General features: G+C 34.8%; 14 protein-coding genes and 2 tRNA genes. 10 read left to right on the top strand and 6 right to left on the bottom strand.

Translation table 11 applies throughout. From position 1 onward, the window contains the following. Positions 1-49 precede the first annotated feature (49 nt). Positions 50-120 (top strand) — tRNA-Gln (locus L3049_RS10845). A 275-nt stretch (positions 121-395) separates the two neighbouring features. On the opposite strand, the gene L3049_RS10850 is transcribed toward L3049_RS10845, so the two are convergent. Beyond that, a complete protein-coding gene (locus tag L3049_RS10850; protein ID WP_275109829.1) occupies positions 396-764 on the bottom strand; it encodes a hypothetical protein in 369 nt (122 codons plus the stop codon). A 155-nt stretch (positions 765-919) separates the two neighbouring features. Here L3049_RS10850 and L3049_RS10855 point away from each other — a divergent pair. After that, positions 920-990: transfer RNA gene (locus tag L3049_RS10855), tRNA-Gln, on the top strand. Between the two features lie 31 nt (positions 991-1021). On the opposite strand, the gene L3049_RS10860 is transcribed toward L3049_RS10855, so the two are convergent. Next, positions 1022-1294 (bottom strand): acylphosphatase, encoded by a 273-nt coding sequence (locus tag L3049_RS10860; RefSeq protein ID WP_275109830.1) that lies wholly within the window; start codon positions 1292-1294, stop codon positions 1022-1024. A gap of 201 nt (positions 1295-1495) precedes the next feature. Between L3049_RS10860 and L3049_RS10865 the strand changes: the two genes are divergently transcribed. From L3049_RS10865 to L3049_RS10900, 8 genes are all read left to right on the top strand, one after another. Beyond that, positions 1496-2374 (top strand): radical SAM protein, encoded by an 879-nt coding sequence (locus tag L3049_RS10865; protein ID WP_275109831.1) that lies wholly within the window; start codon positions 1496-1498, stop codon positions 2372-2374. 423 nt (positions 2375-2797) lie between these two features. Beyond that, complete coding sequence (locus L3049_RS10870) at positions 2798-3628, top strand: hypothetical protein (RefSeq protein WP_275109832.1); 831 nt, start codon at positions 2798-2800, stop codon at positions 3626-3628. 11 nt (positions 3629-3639) lie between these two features. Beyond that, entirely contained in the window at positions 3640-6165 is a 2526-nt protein-coding gene (locus tag L3049_RS10875) for an IPT/TIG domain-containing protein (protein WP_275109833.1), read from the top strand. Between the two features lie 271 nt (positions 6166-6436). After that, entirely contained in the window at positions 6437-8296 is a 1860-nt protein-coding gene (locus L3049_RS10880; RefSeq protein WP_275109834.1) for a leucine-rich repeat domain-containing protein, read from the top strand. 9 nt (positions 8297-8305) lie between these two features. After that, positions 8306-9985 carry a Kelch repeat-containing protein gene (locus tag L3049_RS10885; RefSeq protein ID WP_275109835.1) on the top strand — a complete coding sequence of 560 codons (1680 nt, stop codon included), beginning with the start codon at positions 8306-8308 and terminating at the stop codon, positions 9983-9985. A gap of 134 nt (positions 9986-10119) precedes the next feature. Further along, entirely contained in the window at positions 10120-11994 is a 1875-nt protein-coding gene (locus L3049_RS10890; protein ID WP_275109836.1) for a metallophosphoesterase family protein, read from the top strand. Between the two features lie 46 nt (positions 11995-12040). Beyond that, positions 12041-13135: a hypothetical protein gene (locus L3049_RS10895; RefSeq protein WP_275109837.1), complete on the top strand. Its 1095-nt coding sequence runs from the start codon at positions 12041-12043 to the stop codon at positions 13133-13135. Between the two features lie 163 nt (positions 13136-13298). Further along, the gene (locus L3049_RS10900) at positions 13299-17234 is read left to right on the top strand and encodes a hybrid sensor histidine kinase/response regulator transcription factor (RefSeq protein ID WP_275109838.1); all 3936 of its coding nucleotides are present in this window, start codon (positions 13299-13301) and stop codon (positions 17232-17234) included. 27 nt (positions 17235-17261) lie between these two features. Here the strand turns inward: L3049_RS10900 and L3049_RS10905 are convergent, their stop codons facing one another. The 4 genes from L3049_RS10905 to L3049_RS10920 form a co-directional block, all read right to left on the bottom strand. Next, positions 17262-18956, bottom strand: a complete 1695-nt coding sequence (locus tag L3049_RS10905; protein ID WP_275109839.1) for an acetylxylan esterase — start codon at positions 18954-18956, stop codon at positions 17262-17264. Then, positions 18956-20032: a hypothetical protein gene (locus L3049_RS10910; protein WP_275109840.1), complete on the bottom strand. Its 1077-nt coding sequence runs from the start codon at positions 20030-20032 to the stop codon at positions 18956-18958. Before L3049_RS10910 ends, L3049_RS10905 begins: the two co-directional genes overlap by 1 nt. Positions 20033-20530: 498 nt before the next feature. Beyond that, a complete protein-coding gene (locus L3049_RS10915) occupies positions 20531-22240 on the bottom strand; it encodes a glycoside hydrolase family 43 protein (protein ID WP_275109841.1) in 1710 nt (569 codons plus the stop codon). Beyond that, the gene (locus tag L3049_RS10920; RefSeq protein ID WP_275109842.1) at positions 22241-23554 is read right to left on the bottom strand and encodes a sugar phosphate isomerase/epimerase family protein; all 1314 of its coding nucleotides are present in this window, start codon (positions 23552-23554) and stop codon (positions 22241-22243) included. It abuts the gene before it with no gap. Between the last annotated feature and the right edge of the window lie 102 nt (positions 23555-23656).

Here is a 23656-nt window from a genome sequence, read left to right on the forward strand (position 1 = left end):
AAAAAAGTATTACATTTGCAGAGCTCTTTGCAAAAAGAGTGATTATGATTGTCCCATGGTGTAATGGTAACACTCCTGTTTTTGGTACAGGCATTTAAGGTTCGAGTCCTTATGGGACAACACAGAAAAGCTTCGAAATTATTTCGAAGCTTTTTTTATTTCACTTATGTTGAACGATCAGGAAAACCAAAAGACTTAGTTCTTGAAACTTATAAACACCCCTCTGCCTGTCGGCATCTCCCCTAAAAAAGGGAGAACCTAAAAAATCAGACAACTCGACACTTCTTCCATCCCACCGAGCTAAAGTACTGCGCAAATCATACCTGCAAAACTTTGTACTTGAAACTTGTTACTTGAGACTTGTTACTTTCTCCTTTCTTCTTGTCACTTATTCCTTAATCCACCACCTTTTCAAACTTAAAACTACCTGACACTCCTTGATCGTCTAAACTATCTCCTTCGATTGTCGTTTCATTTATCAACATCCCATCCCAAGAATCCAATTCGTATCTAATTTCATAGTCGGCATGAATTATATCATACTCGATTGCTTTCAAACGAATTCGATTTAAAACAATCTCCCCTTCTAATATTTCCTGAATCATGAAAGTTTCATTGTCATCAACATTTTCCGAAAAAATGATTTTTCCGCTTAATTTTCGACCTTCTTGCTTCAATAAAAGCTCTCCTTTGGCATTTCCGTAGCCATAATCCTCCTCATAAAGCCACTTTCCTGTTAATGATTCTATTTTTTTTTGCTCCATTATTTTCGTCTTTCAAATTGACAATCAGAATATTTACAATATCATTATACTAACAACAAAAAAAAGCTTTAAATTTTTTACATTTTTTGGTTTTAGCTACGAAATATTTCACTTATATTTGCAACGTCTTAGTCAGAATATGACGGACAGTTGATTGTCCCATGGTGTAATGGTAACACTCCTGTTTTTGGTACAGGCATTTAAGGTTCGAGTCCTTATGGGACAACAAAAGCTTCTGATTTTATCAGGAGCTTTTTTTATTTTATAACAAAATCAGCAAAGTCCTGATCTGGTAAATTACAAATAAAAATATCCTTCACCTTAGCCCAATCCGGACCTTTCCTACACCATTCACAAAACAATTCAACAGCCAAATTTGTTCCAATAACTTCCAAATAAACCGTTCCATCTGGCTGATTTTTCACAAATCCTCTTACACCAAAACGATTCGCAGCTTCTTTAGCCTGATACCGATATCCTACATTCTGTACCTTACCTGACACTTGTATACTTACCGATTTCCCATCCATTTGCTTGCTTTTTTGTACAAGATAAGATTAAACAAATGAGAAATTAATAATTCGTAATTAAAAATTCATCTCCCCCCTAATATATCAAAAGAACTTGGTTCTTTCTTCCTTAGAACTTTAACCATATTACTTTCTTTGATACTTTTTCCTTTTTTCCTTTATCCTTGGTACTTTTTCCTTGAAACTTGATATTTTTGCCACATGATCAATTATCACGAACCTTTATTTAGACCGCCTAGCGAGGCTCACTCCCTAATTCTACAAGTAAGTTTAGGATGTGCATGGAACAAATGTGCCTTTTGCGAAATGTACAGCAGCAAAACCTTTACCCTACGCAAGGAAAAAGATGTTTTTGCTGATATCGAAGCCATGTCGCCTTATGCAAATGATTATCGTAAGGTGTTCTTGGCCGATGGAAACGCTATGGTTCTTTCTTTCGATAAGCTTTCGCGGATATTAGATCAACTTCATGCGACTTTCCCAAGACTAACCCGTGTTTCGGCCTATGCCATACCAAAAGACATAGCAGCAAAAACCGACGACGAATTGCAAGCCTTGGCTGCAAAAGGCCTTAAATTACTCTATGTAGGAATTGAATCGGGCGATGATGAGTTGCTTGGAAGAATTAATAAAGGTGAAGATTTTGCCAGCACTAGTCATGCCTTGCAACGTGCACGAAAAGCAGGAATTAAACTTTCTGTGATGATTCTAAATGGCTTGGGTGGTAAAAACTACTCGCAACAACATGCCATCAACTCGGCCAAAATGGTGAACGAAATACAACCCGAGTTTCTTTCAACACTGGTTCTTAGTTATCCTTACGGAGAAGCACACTTTATGAAAAAATTCGATGGCGAATTTATTCCTTTGGACACAATCGGGCTTATTGCCGAAATGAAGGTCTTTATAGAAAACCTGAACTTGTCGCAAACCGTTTTTAGAAGCGATCACGCCTCCAATTATTTGATTCTGCGTGGTAACTTCCCTCGCGACAAACAAGAAATGTTGAATCGTATTAATGCAGTTTTAGACGATCCGGCAAACGCAAAGTTGCGACCCGAGTGGATGAGGGGATTGTAGAAACATAATTAGTATCTAAATACAAGAGTTATTTTTACATATTACAAATAAAGGTTAAATCGTTTATCAGAATAAAAAAAATCTGATATTTAACGTAAATAAATTTAACCTAACATGATTAAACACATCCTAATCCTTCTTCTCACGCTCTCCTGTTTGACATTATCAGCCCAAGAATTCAAAGGACAATTAATTGATAATGATGGAGAAAGTCAAGACACCTACCTTCTTGATCCGTACAAGAAAAGCAATTATGAGTTCGTTTTATTTTATCGTTATGGCCATCCAACCCAATTATACGCCTCTAACTATAAACGAGCTATATTCTCAGATGACCTTATTTACACTTCAATTAAAATTGAAAATTCAATTGACAAAGTTTGGTCAAGACTACATTTTGAAAGTGATTTAATAAAACTGTTTTTGAGATACAATAAGTATTACTTAGAAATTAATGATCAGGTAATAGATATTAGTAAATCTCAAAATTTAGAATCACTACAACTTCCAGATCAGCTTAAAAAGCAATGGAAACAAGCGCTAAAAAGTTCAAAACTACTTCCATTCAAAAAAGTCAAAACAGTTTTGGTAGCATACCACAAGCAAGAAAAAATTAAGTTCAAAAGTTATTTCAACACAAATCAATCCAATATAAATATTGAAATTGGACTTGGTCTCGATATCTCCACAGCAAATATCAACAAATCAAAAGATGAACAAATAGAGGTAAACACTCTTTCCCCACGTTTATTTGCAAACTGCCGAATCTATTTACCACGAGTTATGAAGAATTCTTTTGCAAGCTTTGGTCTTAGTATTCAAAAATACAGCATAGAAGAGGATCTGCATAAACCTTTTACCAACAGTGATAACTATTATGAATCGGAGATGAAATTCCTTCAAGTGGCTGTTCCATTATCTTATAATATAAAAGTCGCATCAATAAACAACTTCAATATTTACGCTAAAGCTGGAGCAAAAATATATTTTAATATTGGAGATAACGGTTATTTAAATACAGAATATAAAGTAGAGAATATTGTTAGGCCAGTGTTCCAAACACTGCAACTTGCAAAAAAAACAAGTTTTGCTCCCATTGTTGGTTTTCTTCTCGATAAGAAATTAGCAAAACAACAATTCAGTCTTTCAATTCAATATGAAAAATATATGGAAAATAAAGACAGCTCAGCTAAAACACCCCAAATAGAACTCAATAATTCTGCGATTAGTATTGGCTTAGCTATGAAATTTTAACCTATCCGAAAATGAAAAAATATATCTTAATTATCCTATCGATATTTATTTGTTTCCTTGCTTGTGATAAAGAAGAAGCAAACCGACCATATGCACGTATTAGAACACTTGGAGTTCAAGACATTAGCCGCAGTGGAGTTACCATATCAGGAGAAATTTACAATTCGAAAAATTTAAGTATTGAAGACCATGGCTTTGTTTACAATTTACAATCGTCATCGCTACCCGATGGTACCAAAGCGAATACCAATTTAGAAGAATACTTTGAGAAAGAATCCTTGGGGCGTAAAAATGGAGATGGATTTTTTGAAAGCACATTAACCAGAAACTTGATAAAGAATGCTACTTATCTTGCCAAAGCTTATGTTGTTAGCAATGGGATTACAACTTATGATGAGGCTATAGAATTTGAAAGTCAAGGCGGAATTGCACCCGTAATTTCAAAAATCGTTCCAGACACAGCCTATTATGGAGATACAATTAATGTTATAGGAAACAATTTCAGTATTCAAACTCGTTACAATAAAATCTTTTTTAATGAATTAGAAGCTAAAATTGTGCAATCTTCTGACACATTAATTAAAACGATTGTTCCTGAACGTGATTGGCAATGGAAATCTAAATCAAAAATCAAAATAGAATTAGGTGATTCGGAAATACAAAGCCTTCCTGATTTTTATCTTCGTTCTCCAAGAATTGATTCTGCATCTACCAAAACTGTTGTATCTGGTATGACTGTGAAAATATATGGAAGTAACTTTAATGATCTTTATGGATTGTGTATCGATGGAAAATTTGCTAATTATTATGATTATAATAACCTTTCTGACTCGTTGATAACCGTACAAATTCCTTCTAATATTTCTATTGGTAAGATTCCTATTAAGTATTCTCATTTGTCAGAAACCATAATTATTCCAGATTTTTTTGAGAGCACAAAACCAATAATTGAATCGGTAAGCCCTTTAATGGTTTGGAAAGACACAACACTCAAAATTAGAGGTCCATTTGTTAAATATATATCTGGATTTTATAATTATGGAACACCAAATGTAATTAATGACAGTCTTGTTCACATTAAAATAAATTACCCACCCAACGCAAACAAAATATATGGCTACTATAATGGAGAAGAAATTTGCGCAAAAGATTCAATTGGTTGGCTACCTCCAATTGTCAAAGCAGTAGATCCTTCTGTTGCATACAGTGGTGATAAAATAATAGTAAGCGGTGAAAGGTTTTTTGAAGGTCTACTTATTGTATTTGGAGATAATCTAATTCGAGCCGATTATATTAATGAAAACACAATCGAGTTTATTGTACCGCCAATTAATTCGGGTCAACACAACATAGAGTTTCAGTATTCACAACAAAAATTCGATGTACAAGAAAGTATTTACTTTGAAGTTCCCGCAATTTCAATCACTAATATTAGTCCATCAATTGCAAAACGTGGAGACACAATTGAAATATCACTCGAAAATGCGAACCCAAACGAATATTTTTCAGTTTATATTGATGGAAACTGGGCTGATGTTGTTGAAGTTAATGAATCTAGTATTCGAGCTAAAATTGGTAACAATATTCTTTTATCCGATTATCCATCCGTTAAAGTCAACAATGGTGGTAGAATCGGCATCTTAGAAATGGGATTTCAAGCAATTGAGCCATGGGAGCAAATTATGGAAATTGAAGATTTTCATGTACAATATTCCTCCATTGCGCATCCAAATAACATTCCCGTAATGTTGACAAGAAAATATTATTATGGAGACTATGTTCTTCTACAATACAATGAAACATTTAACAATTGGGATAAAATTGCAACATATGATCTAACAGGAACCTATCCTTATGTGATGTCTAAAGATGACATGATGTATTTTGTTAGTCATGATGAAGACAGCGAGGCGCGAAAAATAATCAAAATAGAATCCTATTCCACATCTAAAATGGAATGGGACGAAGAAGGATCATTTTTCTATGAAGGAGAACCCAATAGTTTAATTACATTTTTAAAAGAAGAAAAAATTTATGTAGGAGATAAAAGTGTAATGAAATCGTTTGACCTAAAAAAGAAAACATGGGAAGATAAAACAATTGTACCAACTGATGAATATAGACCTAACAATATTATTTCGTTCGCTATAAATAATCGTTCCTATATTCTGTTTAGCAATATTGATAAAACCAACGATGAATCCAATTCTGAATTTTGGGAATATGATTCTGATAATGATAGTTGGAAATACATTCCTGGTTGTCCTTTCTATGTAAACTACTATTCTACATTCTGTAGCGACAATCAAATGGCCTATTGCACAATTAATCAATATGATAGTTCAAAAAAGGAGCTATGGGTATTCGATACAAATAACTCTACTTGGGAAAATTACCTTCCTCCAGCAGAAAGGTGTAATAGCACTTTATCATTTACTCACAATGGTTTTCTATATTATGGATACAGCGACGGATACGGCAATGGTTTAGATATGAGCAGAACAAATATTAATGATCTTATTAAATTAGAAGAATAATAAATACCTAATAATTAAACCAATCCCAACTTCTACCGAGTTGGGATTTTTATTTTCCCATCACATAAAAAAGTGATTATCTAATAGTAACACCTTTCATTATCTCTCAAGAATGAAATGTTGTCATAGCTAAACTCATTTGAGTTTAGTTTTTTATTCCCCAAACGTATTATTTTTTAGAAAAATTATTTTTAAAAAATATAAATTAATTAACACGCAATTGTATAAACATAAATAAATGTATTTTTAAGATTCAAACATCAAAATACCTATGATACGGAATTTCTTCTTTTACCTATTTGTTCTAATGTACATTTTTAGTGCTTGCGATAGTTCAACGATTTATGAAACCATTGAAGATGAAAAATATTGGACCTATGCTGGAACAGACATAAGCAATGTGAACGAGTTCTCGGTTGAATTGAATGCAATGCCGCTGAGAACAGGTGAATCGGGAAAGTGGGAAATTGTTTCAGGATTAGTTGACAATAAAGTATCATTTGATAAAATTGAAGCCCCTAAAACTACCTTTCATGGATTACCCGGTGAATCGTATCAACTGTGTTGGCATGTTAGTAATCAGAAAGAAACTTCTGGAGATACCATTTCTGTTGCATTTAACCCCCTAAAGCTTAGCATTAAGGATTTTAGCTTTGCTTACTATACCACCCGATTTACATTAAGTGGAGAAAAATTTGATAATGGTCACTGGGAAATAGATGGTGAAGTACTAAACCGAAACACTCTGGATGTAAATAGTCCATACATTACTATTCAGGGAGCAGAAAACACTACCATAAAAGCTACATGGATTTCCAACTACGGAAGTAAAACGGCATCGAAAACCATAGAATTACAAACTTCAAATTTCTCAGAATTTGAGGCGCTGGAAGATCTTGGTGTCGAAATTGAAGATTACCCGCAAGACTATCAATTGAATGAAGATGGACATGTGATCCAACTCAACCTACATGCAAGTGGCGTTACATGGAGATTTGCGGACATTGATCAATTCCCTGCGCTTAAAGCCCTTAAATATTTACAGAAATTAGATATTGGGGGAAATTCTCTGAATACTTTACCTGTCTCAATTCCTGATATTATGAGTAACTTGCGTTATTTAGACTGTTCTCATAATTACATCTCTTCTCTTCCAGATAATATTGGAAACCTTGTACAATTAGACACTTTGATTCTTGGCCATCAAAACTCATCCTATCAAGGAATTAAAAATATTCCTCATCTACCTGATAGTTTCGGTAATCTGAAAAGTTTAAAATATTTAGACATGGTAGGTCTTGATTGTGAAAAATTGCCAGATAATTTTGCAAACCTAACAGAACTCACCTATTTAAATCTATTCTATAATAACATCAGTTATCTACCTGATAATATTGGCAAGCTTACAAAACTTGAATATCTAGATTTATGGATCACTTGTGATTTACCAGAATCATTTTCGGAACTAAGAAGTTTAAACGATTGCAGGGTGGTAATTAAAAAAGAAGGTGCTACAACAATAATGCCTGATAACATTGGGAATTTAAATAAATTAACCAGACTAACACTACAAGGAAATTTTACAAACCTTCCTGAAAGCATTGGGAATTTAAAAGAGCTAAAATACCTAGAGATTAGTTCTGATCAGGAGATTAGCATTAGTAAAGTTCCAGAATCAATAGGTAATCTTATAAAACTTGAAACCTTATTTTTAAACGGTAAATTTACTGAATTACCTGAAAGTTTTGGAAATTTGCAGAGCTTAAAATCAGTTAGCGTTCTCAGTTGTTTAAAATCTTTACCTAACAGCATTGGCAATCTCCCTTTAGTTGATGCATTATTCCAGAATGGTGAAATAGAATACTTACCAGAGAGTATTACACAGATTGAATCCCTAAAATATTTGTATTTATCGTACAATGCAATTAAGGAATTACCCGAATCAATGGGCAATCTTAAAAACCTATATCAATTCAATCTGTTTTCCAATAATCTGAAAGACCTACCCATTTCAATACAAAATCTTTCAGAAAATTTAGGATATCTTAATTTAGGGAAAAATAATATACCTAAAGATAAACAAGAAACAATTACCTCTTGGCTACCAACAACCTCTGTTTCATTCAATTAAACACCTCCAATGATTCACTCAATATATTACCCAAAACAGCTTAATAAATCCTTATTGGTAATCGCCAATATTTGTCTCTTCTTTCTCTTAATAGCCTGTACTAAGGAAGATATTATAACAATTCACCAACCTCAAACAGAAATTGTTTCTATTCAAAAAACATCTATTACCAGTTTTAAGGTAAAAGCCAGATTCAATTTTGGAATCAACACCGAAATTATTGATGCAGGGCTTATTCTTAAAGATGAAATAACTAACAAGGAAATTAGTAGAATAAAATACAATGAACATGCCGATGCTATTCATTTTGGTGAAGTTGAGTTTACAGCTCTCGAAATTGATCAGTCCTATAAAGTCTGTAGTTACATAAACCATGCTGACGGAACAAGTACCAGTCCTGAAAGTCTGACAAATACCATCCTGGGCAAATTGAACTTCACCTACACTGGCGCACGTAATGATACGCTACATTTAAACAGAGGAGATCACCTCAGTTTTAATCTTGAAAGCGATAACTTGTTATATGCAAATTCTTTTACATTACTTCTTGGTGAAAATGAAATTTCTCTTCACTCTGGAACTATTATGGAAAGGGATAACAAATTTATTTATAGCTTAAGTATATACATTCCAAGTGTTCTTTTACCAAACACTTACCCTATCACTTACAAAATTGATGATGTTGCATTTGAAACCAATGGGAAATTAAACATTCTGGAAGGTGTTTGGAGTGAAATCGATGGGACTCCACATATTAGCAATCCATTTCCATCCCAAAAATATTATTCGTTTAAATTCAATAACTACGCCTATGTTATTCATAAAAGTTTTGTATTTGAAAAAGGAATCCCATTTCGCAAATTGAATCTTGATAACTATGAATGGGAAATACTTCCTTACGCATTTCCTGCAACAACAGGTTTTGATATAGATGCGTATGTAGTTTTTGCAACACAGATAGAAAATACAGCTTATGTTTTTCTAAAGCGTATCAGTTCCGTACCAAATTATGAAGATATTAATGAGATTTGGAAGTTTGATCTTTTGAATGAAACATGGGAATTTCTTTCTAATTTTCCAGGTGAAACTTTATATGATTGTGGATTTTTCACCTGCGGCACTAACATTTATTTAGGACGATGGGATAATCGTCTCGAAAATCATGACCAAATAAGCTATTCTTCATGGTCGTACAATACGATCACAAATGAATGGAATACAATTGCTGATTTTCCAATTACAGATCGAATTATAAATACCTGCTATAGTAATAATAGTAAAGGTTATGTCGTTTTAGGAGGATCGCCTTATAAATTTGGAGTATCGGCAAAAGATCCTGAGTACTCGAATAAAAAGGGTGACATTTGGGAATATGCCCCGAGTGAAAATCTATGGACAAAAAAGGACATTTTCCCTGGCATATTAAGATTTGATGCTCAATCAATTAATTTCAACAATGCAATTTATATTATTGGAGGAAATGAAGTCATAGATTATTATAAATCGAAAAAATCTTTTAATGATTGTTGGACACTTGAAGCAGAATCAGGTAAATGGAAAAGAATAGCAAACTTACCCATTGGAATTGGTAATGGAGTTATCTTCCAATATCAGAACAACATTTATACCGGCCTGGGTAGTAATAATGAGGCCTTTAACTATCATATTTTCAAATACAGTTCGAACTAATATAGAATAATGGATAAGGTGAAATCATAGGATATTTATCAATGATTCGCTTTTTATTTTCCTACTAAAAATCCTCCCACAGTTCAATTCTTATTGTATCTTTATTAGAATTAATTCTAAATAAGATTAAAGAAATGAAGATATTTATAAGTCTTGGCTTACTTTTAAGCCTATTCTCAGCGGTTTGTGCCCAGGAAGTTCCTGCCGTATACAGCAATGTTGGTTCAGATGAAAATGGTGTTTTTCTGAAAATTGAGGACCGAAAAATCTATGCCATAACACCCAAGGATAAATTTCAATATGAAGATTTGTACACAGCGGCAATTGGAACGAAAGCTGGCCTTACTTTCAATTTTAAATACCCGGAGTTGCAAGGAACCTTGTACTATGGCTTTATCAACTACAAAGATGGCAGTTATCCTCAGCCTGTTTATTTCCGCGAAAGCTCTCCCATAAAGGTTGGTATCACACAAATCCCAATTAAAAACCATCTTTCTGGTAAATTCGACATGATTAACTGGGAAGAAACTGGCAAAGGAATATTGGGCTTTCGAATTGTGAGCGATAAAGGAAATATGCTATACGATGGAAGAGTTGCTTTCTCGTACAAGGATGGTTTATTTGCAGCAGAACCAACTGTTATTGAAGGGCCATTCATTAACTTGTTAAATCATCAAGGGGCTACAATCTCCTTTACGACTTCTGCCGCTATTCAGGCAAGTATTCAGATTGGCGATCGAACTTATCAGGACAAAAAGGCTGTAAAAAACCATGAGATTAAAATTGATGATTTGCAAGCCAATAAGAACTATCAATACACCCTTAAGGTTGGCGAATTTAATTTCGATTTCAGCTTAGAAACTGCACCTATGCCAGGTAGTCGAAAAACTTTTACTTTTGCCTATGGTAGCGATTCTCGTGCTGGAAATGGTGGTGGCGAAAGAAATGTGTTTGGCGCCAATGTTTACATCATGAAAAGAATTGCAGCTGTAGCCAAAGCCGAAAATGCAAAATTTATGCAGTTTACTGGCGATTTAATTAATGGATACGAAACCAGTCGTGAACGCATGAACTTGCAATATGCCAATTGGAAGCATGCTGTTGAACCCTTTTGGCATCACATGCCTTTTGTTGCTGGTTTTGGAAATCATGAGGCTTACAATTACATTTTTAAGGATTCAATTACTGGTAGCTCCTACCTCATCGATCATTTTCCTTTCGATAATGAATCTGGGGAATCTCTTTTTCAGGAAAACTTTGTATTGCCACAAAATGGGCCGAAAAGCGAGGACAATTCCATCTACGATCCTAATCCCGATAAGGTAGATTTTCCTTCGTACAAAGAGTCGGTGTATTGGTATACCTACGATAACGTTGCGCTTGTAGCACTAAACTCAGATTACTTTTATGCGCCAAGCGGATTGGCTACCACGAGTGGTAATTTGCATGCCTACATCATGGATAATCAGCTAAAATGGTTGCAAAAAACATTAAAAAAGTTAGAAAAAAATAAAAATATCGACCATGTTTTCGTTACCATTCACACCCCTTTCTTCCCTAACGGAGGGCATGTAAAAGACGACATGTGGTACAATGGAAGTAACCAACCAAGAGCTTTTGTAAACGGCCTTGCAAATCGGAAAGGAATTATTGAACGAAGAGATCAACTTCTAAATCTGATTGTAAACAAAAGTAAAAAGACGGTTGCCATTATGAGTGGCGACGAGCACAATTACAATTTACTTACCATTACCGATGAAATGCAGCGATATCCTGAAAATTATCCTCACAAAAAACTGAAATTAGATCGAACTTTTTATCAGATAAACAATGGTGCGGCAGGTGCGCCTTACTATGCACAGGAAGAGACTCCGTGGTCGGCCAACGTAAGTAATTTTTCAACGCAAAATGCAATTGTTTTAATTGATGTTGATGGAACTAAAATTAATGTTCGAGTTAAAAACCCTGATACGCTCGAATTAATTGATGAATACTCTCTGCGAGATTGATCTCCTATGCGAATGCCTCTATTTTAATTTCTATCAGTAAGAAAAAATGCGATTGTTCGTCATTATTATTTCTTTCTCACTCTTTGCATCGGTTAGTTTAGGTCAGTCCATAAACGCAAACCCAAAAGAACCATGTGCGATCTATTCTTTATTTGAAGATGATGAGCCGATTGAAATCTGCTTAAAAGGAAACATCCGTAAACTTTTTTCTGATCGAAATGAGAAATCTACTTACTATCCGATTCTTTTCTCCTATAAAGAGGATGGTCTTGAAAAATCGATGCAAATAAAGGTTAAAACGCGAGGGAATTTTAGAAAACTTCGAGAAAATTGTACTACTCCTCCCCTTCTTTTAAACTTTGATAGTTTAGAGAGTTTGAGGAGTAATCTATTTCAAAGTCAAAACAAATTAAAACTCGTAACTCATTGTAAAGATGATAAATATGTTCTTCGTGAATATTTGGCTTATAAAATTTATCAACTAATTACACCCAATAGTTTTCAAGTTCGATTGGTAAAAACTTGTTTTGAGGATCGCAAAAGAGGGAAAAAAAGCAATCCTAAATTGGGCATTCTTTTGGAGGATCAAAGTTGTATGGCCCAAAGAAACGAATCGAAACTAGTAAAACGGCTCAATATTAATCCGATAAAAACAGATCGAGAACTATTTTTACAAATGGCCGTCTTTCAATTTCTGATAGGAAACACAGATTGGTCCATTCAATTCTTGCACAATATCAAGTTAATTAGTGGTAATGATAATGCAGTTCTTGTTCCTGTTCCCTACGATTTTGATCATGCTGGAATTGTTTACACTCCTTATGCTCTGCCCGCGGAGGAATTACGAATGAAATCGGTCCGAGAAAGAAGATATCGCGGTTATTGTATTGATGATATGGAAGAGTTTACTTCCACTTTTACCTTGTTTAATGAGCTGAAGGACGAGATCTACGGTATCTATCAATCAAATACAATGCTGGAGAAAGGCTACCTAAAAATGACATTGAAATATCTAGATCAATTTTATGAAATCATTAATGATAAAAAGAAAAGCAAACGAGCATTTCAATACCCTTGCATAGAGAACGGAACGGGAAATATCGTGATTAAAGGATTAAAAAAAAGAAGCAATAATCCATAAATCATCAAATAGGTTAACAAGCTGCGTTCATAGCCTATTATACTTTGGTTTTACCGTAATTTTTAGCTAAAATTGCAGTCACCTACCAACATTTTGTTTTATCTTCATAACGTAAGAAATCCCATTAAGAGTATTTCTTTCTTTTGATATACACCTAAGCGGAATGAGCCTGAAAATTACACGAATATTTATTATCCTTTTCTTCTTGTTTAGCGGAACTAACTCTCTGATTGGTCAACAGTTTCGTCACATTAACGTGGAGCAAGGTTTAAGTAGCCGCCAAACGGTAAGTATCAAGCAAGATAAAAAGGAGTTTATTTGGATATCTACCAAAACAGGTGTGGATCGTTTCGATGGCAAAACGATTAAAAACTATTCGCTTCCTTCCACTCCACGCGATAATGCTCCCGAGAATTTTTATCTTAAATTAGATCGAGATTCCTTACTTTGGGCATATAGTGATGTCGGTCAAATCTATAAATTCAGTTATCAGAACGACCGATTCGAAGTGTTTTTCAATTTTCATCGTAATCAATTCCATTCCGAATTGTGGATTATTGCTTCTTCTTTTGATGCCAATAATACACTTTGGTTGGGAACAGATAATGGGCTTTTCTTTCTGAAAGACAATAAACTAGAACAATTTAAAAGCTATCCTTTAAAACAGACCTTCATTACGTCTGTTCTTTCAATAGATAAAGGTAGAATGCTTTTTTCCTCATTCGATAAGATTTATCTCTATGAAACAAGTCAACAATCATTGGAGGAACTTAAAATTGACTTGGGTGAGAACCAAAGAATAAATACGACTTACTACAATCCAAAAACAAATACCATTTGGATTGGCACCTTTTCCGAAGGGGTCTATTGCTATAATCTAAAGGATGAATCTCTAACGGATTTAAAAACTATTAATGTTGATTTTCCGACCGTTCCCATTCGTAAATTTGAATTGCTGAACGATGAGGAAATACTGATTGGTTCTGATGGAATGGGCGTGTGGATTGTCGATCAGGTAAATTACAAGGTAAAGGAGGTTTTTCAGGAAGATGAAGACATCCAGTTCTCTTTAAATGGGAATGGCGTTTACGATATTTACAAAGACAAAGAGAATCGCATTTGGATTGGCACTTATACCGGAGGAGTTAACATTCTAGATCCTTCATCGCTTAACTTTGAGATCATCAGTCATCAGACCAATAACGATCAATCACTTGGCAATAGTATTGTGAACAGTGTAATCGAAGATCGTAAAGGAAATTTATGGTTTGGAACCAATAATGGAGTAAGCGTACTGGAAAAGCGAAATCAGAAATGGCATCACTTTTTTAAAAGCTCAAGTACCGAAACCAACGTATTCATCGATTTATGTGAAGATGGCGATGGAAATGTTTGGGCTGGATCTTACTCAAAGGGTGCCTATGTATTCAATTCTGATTTTAAATTAATCCAGCACTACCTGCACGACACTTCTGATCCAAAATCCATTGGAACGAATTATATTTTTGAAATTTCTTTAGATTCCGATAAAAATATTTGGATTGGCGGACGTGATGGAAACCTTTGTCAGTTCACTTATGACAAAAAATCCTTTATTCAATACAATAACCTCAGCATTAATTCCATTGCCGAAATCAATAAAAATGAACTTTGTGTTGGAGGTATTCAAGGTGTTTATTTATTCGATAAAAAAACGAATTTACTCAACCTGATTTCGAGAAGATATTTTGTTTATTGCGTTTATTCAGATCAAAAAAATGGAATTTATTACGGAACCAGAGGCTCGGGATTTTTTCATTACGATTTAATCACAAAAGAGACAAAAGCATTTACAGTCGAAAATGGACTTCCATCGAATCATATTTATGCAATTATTCCCGATGGCGAGCATTTATGGCTGAGTACCGAAAATGGAATTTCCCAATTCAACACAAGCGACAACAGCTTTCAGAATTTCTCTACCGAAGATGGAATTTCCGATAAAACCTTTAATCAATGTGCCGCTTTTAAAAGTAAATCAGGTGCTATTTTGTTCGGATCTTATCATGGCGTAACCAAGTTTAATCCTTCGGAGATTCATTCCAACAGCAAAAAAGCCGATATCTATTTGGAAGAGTTTAGCTTGTTCAATAAAGTCGTTTATCCGAACGAAGAAGGTTCACCGCTAAAAAAATCGATCAACAACACCGAGAAGTTAGTTCTGAAACATTATCAGCACTCTTTCTCTGTTGCCTATACTGCCATTAGTTTTTTTAATTCTGATGAGATAAAATATATCTGGAAATTGGAAGGATTGGATGAAAATTGGAATACGCCTTCATTTGCCAAATCGACCAATTACACCAATCTATCACCTGGCGATTACACACTTTCTTTAAAGGCATTAGACTATTCAACCGATACAATTTTAGATGAAAGAAGCATTGAAATAACGGTACTTCCGCCTTTTTACAATACCATTTGGGCGAAACTACTCTATTTCCTTTTGGCAATTCTAATTGTTCGTTGGATCGTTGTTTACTTGCAAATCAAGATTAAGAAGAAAAGCTCCGAAGAAAAAATCAATTTCTTCACCAATACAGCTCACGATATTCGAACTCCGCTAACTCTGGTTAGTGCTCCTCTAAATGAGCTAAAAATGGAAAATGGCTTGTCTGAGAAAGGAAAGTATTACCTTAATTTATCGGTAAACAACCTCGATAAACTAAACGCACTGGTTTGTCAGTTACTCGATTTTCAAAAATCAGATTTGGATAAAAGCCAATTGGTTTTAAGCAAGGTTGAAATGGTGGACCTACTGCAGCGCAAAGTGATGAATTTTAAGACTCTTGCAGAGAGAAAAAATATTGTTCTTAATTTTTCTTCCGAAGTCAAAGAATTGGAAGAATACATCGACGTGGCCAAAATGGATAAGGTGATTGAAAATTTACTTTCCAATGCCATCAAATACACACCTAACAATGGAACCGTTCATGTATCGCTTTTCGCGGATAAAAAAACATGGTCGATTGCAGTAAAAGACTCAGGAATTGGAATTTCGAAGAAAGCACAACGAAATTTATTTAAAGAGTTTTATCGCGGTGAAAATGCTATTAATTCAAAGGTTCCAGGTACTGGAATTGGTTTGCTATTGGTTAAAAACTATGTAGCACTTCACAAAGGGAGAATTCAATTCGAAAGTGAAGAAAACAAAGGATCTGAGTTTAAAATCGTATTGAAACATGGTAAAACTCAATTTGGAAAAGAGGTTACTTACATCGAAACAAAAGCACATAGAGAAATAAAGGTTGAACACATGGATATTGATGCTGATTCGGTTCAACAACCAACTTCAGAGCCTCAAAAACGATCAAAAATCCTTATTGCTGAAGACAACGATGAACTACGAAATTATCTGTTTACCAGTTTAAGCGAACACTATCATGTTTCTGTTGCAGAAAATGGCAAAATTGCTTTGAATGATATCACAGAAGTAAAACCAGATATTCTTATTTCGGATGTGAAAATGCCAGAAATGGATGGAATCACATTAAGTAATAAGGTGAGAAACAATTTTGAAACTTCGCACATTCCTGTGATTTTGCTTTCTGCTTTAAACGAGAAAGAAGATATCATGAAAGGCCTACAGACAGGTGTTGATGATTACATTACCAAGCCTTTCGACATCACGATTCTGCGAGCAAAAATCGACAATTTGATTCGCAACCGAATGCGTGCAAAAGAACGCTTCCTAAATACTGCAGAACCAAATGTAAAAGACACAACCTACGCCAATTCTCAGGATAAAGTCTTTATTGAAAAGGCAATAGAATTAGTCGAAAAGCAAATGGACAATCCGAAGTTTGCGGTAAACGATTTTGCTCAGGAAATGGGTGTTAGCAAGAGTTTGCTTTACGAAAAATTGAAAGCTCTAATTGGTCAAACACCCAACGATTTTGTGAAGGTAATTCGTTTAAAGCATGCTGTGGAACTTCTGCAACAGGGTAAATACAACATCAACGAAGTGGCTACTTTATCGGGATTCGACGATCCTAAGTATTTTAGTACTTGTTTTAAAAAGTTATATGGGAAGACTCCGAGTAAGTATTTCGATAAGTAAGAATTAGCCTAAAAAGCAGTTTAAACTCTAATATTGAAACTGCTTTTTAAAAAAATTCATGGCTTCCTTCTTGTAATTCGACTCACCTATATGGCTGTCATTAGGAAGTATTTTAAACTCTTTAGGCGCCTTAATCTTGTTGTAAGCAGAAAAACCTAATCGTGAAGGGCAATCATCATCAAAAAGTCCCGTAAGATAAAGTGTTGGCGCTTTAATTTTTTCGGCAAAATGTTTTGCATCTAAATATTCAAGCGTATGTAAAGCATCGGCAAAAGTATAGGAGTGATTGTAGCAAGCTAAGAAATTATTGATCTCTCCTTTGAGCATTTTACGAATTTCAATATGGTTCATTAAATCACAAGGGAATGGATCGAAATAAGCACAAGCACTTATGTGTTTGTTAGCCAAACCTGCTGTCATAAGTGCCAATCCTCCTCCTTGACTGCCCCCAAACACACCAATTTTTGTTTTATCAACCTCATCGCGAGACATCAAAAACTCAACGGCTCGAATACAGTCCATATAAATCTTGCGATAAGCCGATTTCTCTTTATTACCTATTTGATGTCCCATAAATCCAGTACCTGAATCGGGCGTAAAAGCATCTTTACTTATACCATGACCTCTTACACAAAGAGCCAATTCAATTACATCTTCTTCATTATTTAGGAATTCATCCAAATGCTCAAAACCATAGCCATAACCAGGTAAATTTAAAATTGCAGCATAGGTGCCTTTCTTTTTTGGTGCAAAAAAATAGCATCGAATCAATGCACTGTCAATCGAATGCATTTCAATAATGTAAGCATCTCTCTTTTCAGTACACAAATAATTCGCCTTACTCATTTTAAAATCCGCTTCAACCAGACTTAATTCTTTCAAGGCAGCATTCCAAAACTCATCAAAATCATGAAGTGCTGCAGATGAGTCTTCAATTTTTGTTGGCGAAACAGCAAACCATCCAACAGTTCCAACATATCCATCATTTTTAAGGCTTGCCATTACTTCATAAAAACCTGGCAATAAATTTTCATTGCTCAGATCAATTTTGGTAAAAATAAGACCTTTTTTCACCTGAATGTTTCTGCTACAAATGGTATCCATAAAATCATTACGCAACAAAACATTTAAAAGCCCATCAGAATCTGTTTCTGTATCCACACTAAACTGCAGCTCCTCGTTTTCACGAAACAAATGCTCTGGCGATTCAAAGCTCAATTGAATGGTAGGTTCTTGCAATTCTTCGCCAGAATAAAGACGAACCGAGTTATGACTTTTCCCTCCTGTATATGAAAAATTCGAAACGCGAATAGCAATTGTATTTTCCTTATTGAAGTGAAGATAACTGGCTGGTACTATAAACTTGCTGGTTTTATAATTAGGATTAGGAGACCATTTAAACTCATTGGAAATATTGCCTCCAATGTATTTCTCATTGATTAATATATCCTGAACATTGAGTCGTAAACTTATCTCTAAAGTAAAATTTTCACATGAATCGAGCTGTGAAATTTGAAATTCCGTTCTTAATTCTCCAAGAGTGTTCAGATAGGAAAAGCCTTGTCGTTCCCAAGACAATAGCAAATTAACATTCGATATTTCCTTGGGAATAGATTCATTTCCAAAGCTCAAAGTCCATTTAAGAGGAATTAAATTTTGAGCAGATAGAGAGATTAAATTCAAGCTTAGAAATAGGATTACGAGTTCAATTTTCTTTCTCATTACCACTCACTTAATATTTTAAAAAATGCCTTTTTACGTTCCGAATTAATTCCCCAATCAACTGGTGGATTCTGGTATCCGCATTCAAATGCTTCGCCTTCTCGACGGTAATCGAAATAACCCCAAGATGCCTTTAGACTTGTCGCAGCAACGAAATTATTCATTGGCTGATCAAAATCTTCATGATCATCTTCGTTGTAAACAATTGGCTGTCCATTGTACCCCTTTAAAGCTTTGGTTTTATTCACTTGCTCAACAATTCCTTCCCACTTCTCAACTCCATTGCCATGGATTAATATAAAATCAGAAATGGCAGCAACTGTATCTGTTGGAATGTGATTGCCTAAAAAACTGGTTCCTACCAATAATCTTCTTTCGTTTACTTGGCGCGATTTGGCCAAATGAATCAGCTCATGCACGCGCTCTTCTTTAAGAATTGGATGAGAATATAGAAATGAACTCTCGTTACAAACCTCGATCAAGACATTGCGAAAATCATTTTCCAAGATCCAGTCAACAGCATTAAGCAAACCCGTTTTAATAGCTTCTTCACTTTCCATTCTTCGCTCTTGTCCAAAATAATATACACCAACAATAGCCACCATTCCCAAACGATCTGCTTCATTCAATATTTGCTTTAAGCGATTCATATATTCGGGGCGCAGTTCGCCTTTTTCGGTAATTGCAGAGTTGTGCCAAGGTTGCGTTTCCGAATATCCTTCGGGGCTGCCACCTTGCAAATTAATGGTGAAGGCTAACAAGCCATTCGCCTTCCACAATGGCATTGCTTCCATAAACTCTTTAGTATTTCTATTGGCATCCCAAACTTTTGTATCTGGATAAGCCCAACGATTTACTGTTTCGGGATTTATATCATCGTAAATTCCTTGCACCATTCTCACATTAGGCAACAAGCCTTGAATGGAATAATCTCGCCATATTTTGCCTTCAAAAGTTGGTTTTCCATTAATGTAAAACTCATTTTCTACAATGCTAACGGTCGTTTTATCATCCTGTTTTTTGCACGAGACGAAGAGTAAAAGGGTAACAGTGAATAGTAATAAATGGTTTTTCATTTTTTTGTAATTAGTTATTAAATAAAGTAGATAAATATGGTAATTATTTATTCGAATTAAACTGCTCTATTATATCTTTTGCTATTTTCAAAAAACAACAAAAATATTGTCATACAATACACCCCTCTGTCCTGTCGGACATCTCCCCTGCAAGGGAGAATTCGACTCGTAAAATTCCTAGATATAATGTGTAAGGCTGTTTCTTAATTTATATTCGTCATTTTTTAAAATGGTGCAGAGCACCAATATATTTGTAGAAAACATTAACAATTTTGATGGTAGGTGCAGAGCACCCTTATATCTTTTCCTCAAGCCGGAAGGCTTTTACTTTTTCCTAGGATGAAAAAGTAAACAAAAAATCCTCGACAACGTCCTCAACCACCCGTTAACAGATAGAATGCTAAACAAAAACTTTTTGTTTTACGCATCCTTCACTGAACGGGTCCCGGTCTCCGGACTAAATGTCGCATTCCTACGAACAAACTTTAATTTATAAAATTAATGATTTGATGATGCATACATGCCGATATAAGAACCAACAAATCCACCGGCCACTTTTGTACTCAACAAGCTTGCATTGATATTATCAGCCAACAAAATCCAATTTTCTGAATCAATAGAATAGTAAAAACTGTAGTATTTGCCTTTGCCTTCTATTTTTAGCTTTAGGATTCCATCAGATTGTAATTCAATTCGCTCAAGCAATTCGCTTATTGGGCCTTTATCGCTTGGTAGCGCCTTTTCTAACTGAAGAAAAGTCTTTCCATCTTCTTGCCTTTTACCAAAGAAAAAATGGTGAGATTCATTCTGAAAACATAGTAAACCTGCTGCTTCTTTATCTTGCTTTGGCTCAAAAGTCATTTCTACTTCTACTTCGAAATTAGCATGCTGTTGTCGGCGGCCAATAAAAGCAGGATTGCCAATTTCTCTACTATTTGTAGCTATGGCATCAATTTCCAAATACTTTTCGTCAGAATTAAGCTGATACCACTTTTCATTTGGTGTTCTTATAAAATTCCAATTCATGGCTAGCTCTTCTGAATCAAAATTGTCAGTTTTGCTAAAATTGCCATTGGAAACTATTGCAGTAGAATCTATTGTTGAAACCAAACCAGTTTTTTCTTGAATCAAACCAACAGCTTTATCTGATTCTAAAAACACTGGCCATCCATCTTTCCAACTAACAGGTAGTAAAAAAGTCTCTCGACCAGTATTAAAATAGTTATCGCCGTAAGGTCTACAACCTAAAAACACGCCCCACCAATCGCCTTTATTATCTTGAATTATATCGGCATGACCAGTACAAGTCACGGGATATTCTCTCTCGGAATCCAACTGTCTTTGCGATAAAATTGGATTGTTTTTGAAAGGAATGTATGGACCATTCACTTCTTTGCTTCTAAAAATAACCTCGGAATGATCTTCAGCGGTTCCTCCTTCGGCACACATCAAATAGTAATATTCATTTATCTTATAAAGGTGTGGGCCTTCGATCCAAATTGGTTCTTTACTGATATCACTTCCACCGTTTACAATCACTTTCCCTTCCCCAATCACCTTATCGGTAGCCAAATCGTATTCCCACATTCTAATGGTTCTGTGTCCATCATAAAGGGCTTCTCCATCGGGTTCGGAATTGTGAACGATGTAGGCCTTTCCATCCTCATCAATAAACAAGGAAGGATCAATTTGTTCTATTTGCGGCAAATAAATTGGTTCACTCCAAGGTCCAGCAGGATCTTTTGCTTTTACAATAAAATTCCAGCTTCCCTGCACAACGGTTCCAATTACATAAAAAGTGTCGTTAAATTTATTGTAGGTAATTGCAGGAGCAAAAACACCTTCAGATATCGCCAAACCATCCAAATTCAACTGACTAGGACGATCCAACACATGCCCCAACTGCTCCCAATCTGTCAAATTAGTGCTATGAAAAACTGGAATACCTGGAAAAAATGAAAAACTAGAATTCACCAAGTAGAAATCATCTCCCTTTTTACAGATTGATGGATCGGGATAAAAACCAGGTAAAATAGGATTGTAAAATTCGTTTGAAGCCAAAGGATTATCCTTGTAAAAGGAATCTTTTCCCTGATAAGAAAAAGAATAAAATCGAGCTTTATTTTGAACTTCTCCATTAGGTGTGCATGCTAAAAGCACAAAAACAAAGAAAAGTAGAGTAGATGTATTAACTAAATTTCGTAACATTTATTTATTGTTTTGATAGTAAGTATTGATATAATCCCATGCCAAATTCACACTATATAGTGGTGGAAAATTATAATCCTCCACCTCTGCAAGAATATATTTAAGGGCTATTTTATTTTGATATTCAAATATCTCAGCAAAGTTTATCTTACCACTTTCGCCTAATTCTTGATAATCTTTCACATGCCAACTTATAAATCGTTTGGGATATTTCTTGAAATAATCTATTGGATTTACTCCTGCTATATTCATCCAGTAGAAATCTGTCTGAAAGAAAACAAATTCAGGATCTGTATTTTGTAAAAAGTAATCGTAAACGCGAACTCCATCGACAAATAAAAACTCATCAGCATGGTTATGAAATACAAATTGAAGCCCATTATCAGCACAAAGTTTCCCAATGGCATTGTAATAATCACAGAAGCTTTGCAATTCCCCAATCGTTTTTATTCCCTTAATTTGATTGTTTGAGGTGGATAGGTAAGCAACTCCCGCTTTCTTGTGATCGATAATGCATTTCTCCCACCATTTCAATGACTCATCCCACTTTCCTTCTAAGGGAAGATCGTGAAAGGTCATTGAACCTAGAAACTTCATTCCTACCTTCTCTACTTCTTCTTTAAATAGAGTCGGACTCATACCATAAAACAAACCTTTATCGTATACAAAAGTCTCTACAAAAGCGTATCCCATCCTTCCAAGGAATTTCAAAGTGCCAATTGGATCTTTCAGCATTTCATCATGTACTGATACCAGCTGAATGCCAATATTCTTTTCTTTCGAATTGGCTTTAATATATCTGGTTTTCCATAAGCTTTTGTTAGAATTGTCAAAACCTTCAACCATTACTTCAGTACAATTCAAAAAATCAAACGCTACCCTCATGGTTTTGTTTCCATTCAAGTCTGAATCCTGCATCAACCAAGTATTTTCATCCGAAAATGAACCTTTCCCGGTAAAAAATGCTCCGCTTTCATTATGGCCAGCAGCAAAAATCCTGTCTGTTTTATAATCGTATCCAATTAATTCAACCAGTATAGGGTGATAATTTCCATTTCGATACCGCAGAACCTCCACTTGCAATGATTGTTTCCCGAGCTTAGCTATATTAACCATTCTCAATTTTGGAAATCTATCGATGCTATCTGTATCTGCATTTATAGTACTTACCCAACTTCCGGCGTATTGGTATAAACGATCTTTTTGTTCAGAAATGGAATATGACTCTTGTGCAATTGCATTCACAGTTTGAATACTAAATAGAATTAGACAAACAAATACTTGCTTCCATTGATTCATTATTTTCTTTTTCATGTTCTTAGATCTCAAGTTTCTTAAGTACAACAACAGATTTCTCAACTAGCACAAGGCTCTAAAACAAGCAAGGTGCATTGAAGAAATCCCCCAACACACCTT

Origin of the sequence: Labilibaculum sp. DW002 (genome assembly GCF_029029525.1) — a bacterium.
GTDB classification, from domain to species: Bacteria; Bacteroidota; Bacteroidia; order Bacteroidales; family Marinifilaceae; genus Paralabilibaculum; species Paralabilibaculum antarcticum.

What these genes read in the sequence shown, in the direction of transcription:
- L3049_RS10910 (WP_275109840.1), bottom strand. Translation starts at nt 20,032, where the DNA reads ATGAAAAACCATTTATTACTATTCACTGTTACCCTTTTACTCTTCGTC.
- L3049_RS10900 (WP_275109838.1), top strand. Translation starts at nt 13,299, where the DNA reads ATGAGCCTGAAAATTACACGAATATTTATTATCCTTTTCTTCTTGTTT.
- L3049_RS10895 (WP_275109837.1), top strand. Translation starts at nt 12,041, where the DNA reads ATGCGATTGTTCGTCATTATTATTTCTTTCTCACTCTTTGCATCGGTT.
- L3049_RS10905 (WP_275109839.1), bottom strand. Translation starts at nt 18,956, where the DNA reads ATGAGAAAGAAAATTGAACTCGTAATCCTATTTCTAAGCTTGAATTTA.
- L3049_RS10885 (WP_275109835.1), top strand. Translation starts at nt 8,306, where the DNA reads ATGATTCACTCAATATATTACCCAAAACAGCTTAATAAATCCTTATTG.
- L3049_RS10865 (WP_275109831.1), top strand. Translation starts at nt 1,496, where the DNA reads ATGATCAATTATCACGAACCTTTATTTAGACCGCCTAGCGAGGCTCAC.
- L3049_RS10890 (WP_275109836.1), top strand. Translation starts at nt 10,120, where the DNA reads ATGAAGATATTTATAAGTCTTGGCTTACTTTTAAGCCTATTCTCAGCG.
- L3049_RS10915 (WP_275109841.1), bottom strand. Translation starts at nt 22,240, where the DNA reads ATGTTACGAAATTTAGTTAATACATCTACTCTACTTTTCTTTGTTTTT.
- L3049_RS10850 (WP_275109829.1), bottom strand. Translation starts at nt 764, where the DNA reads ATGGAGCAAAAAAAAATAGAATCATTAACAGGAAAGTGGCTTTATGAG.
- L3049_RS10880 (WP_275109834.1), top strand. Translation starts at nt 6,437, where the DNA reads ATGATACGGAATTTCTTCTTTTACCTATTTGTTCTAATGTACATTTTT.
- L3049_RS10875 (WP_275109833.1), top strand. Translation starts at nt 3,640, where the DNA reads ATGAAAAAATATATCTTAATTATCCTATCGATATTTATTTGTTTCCTT.
- L3049_RS10920 (WP_275109842.1), bottom strand. Translation starts at nt 23,554, where the DNA reads ATGAAAAAGAAAATAATGAATCAATGGAAGCAAGTATTTGTTTGTCTA.
- L3049_RS10860 (WP_275109830.1), bottom strand. Translation starts at nt 1,294, where the DNA reads ATGGATGGGAAATCGGTAAGTATACAAGTGTCAGGTAAGGTACAGAAT.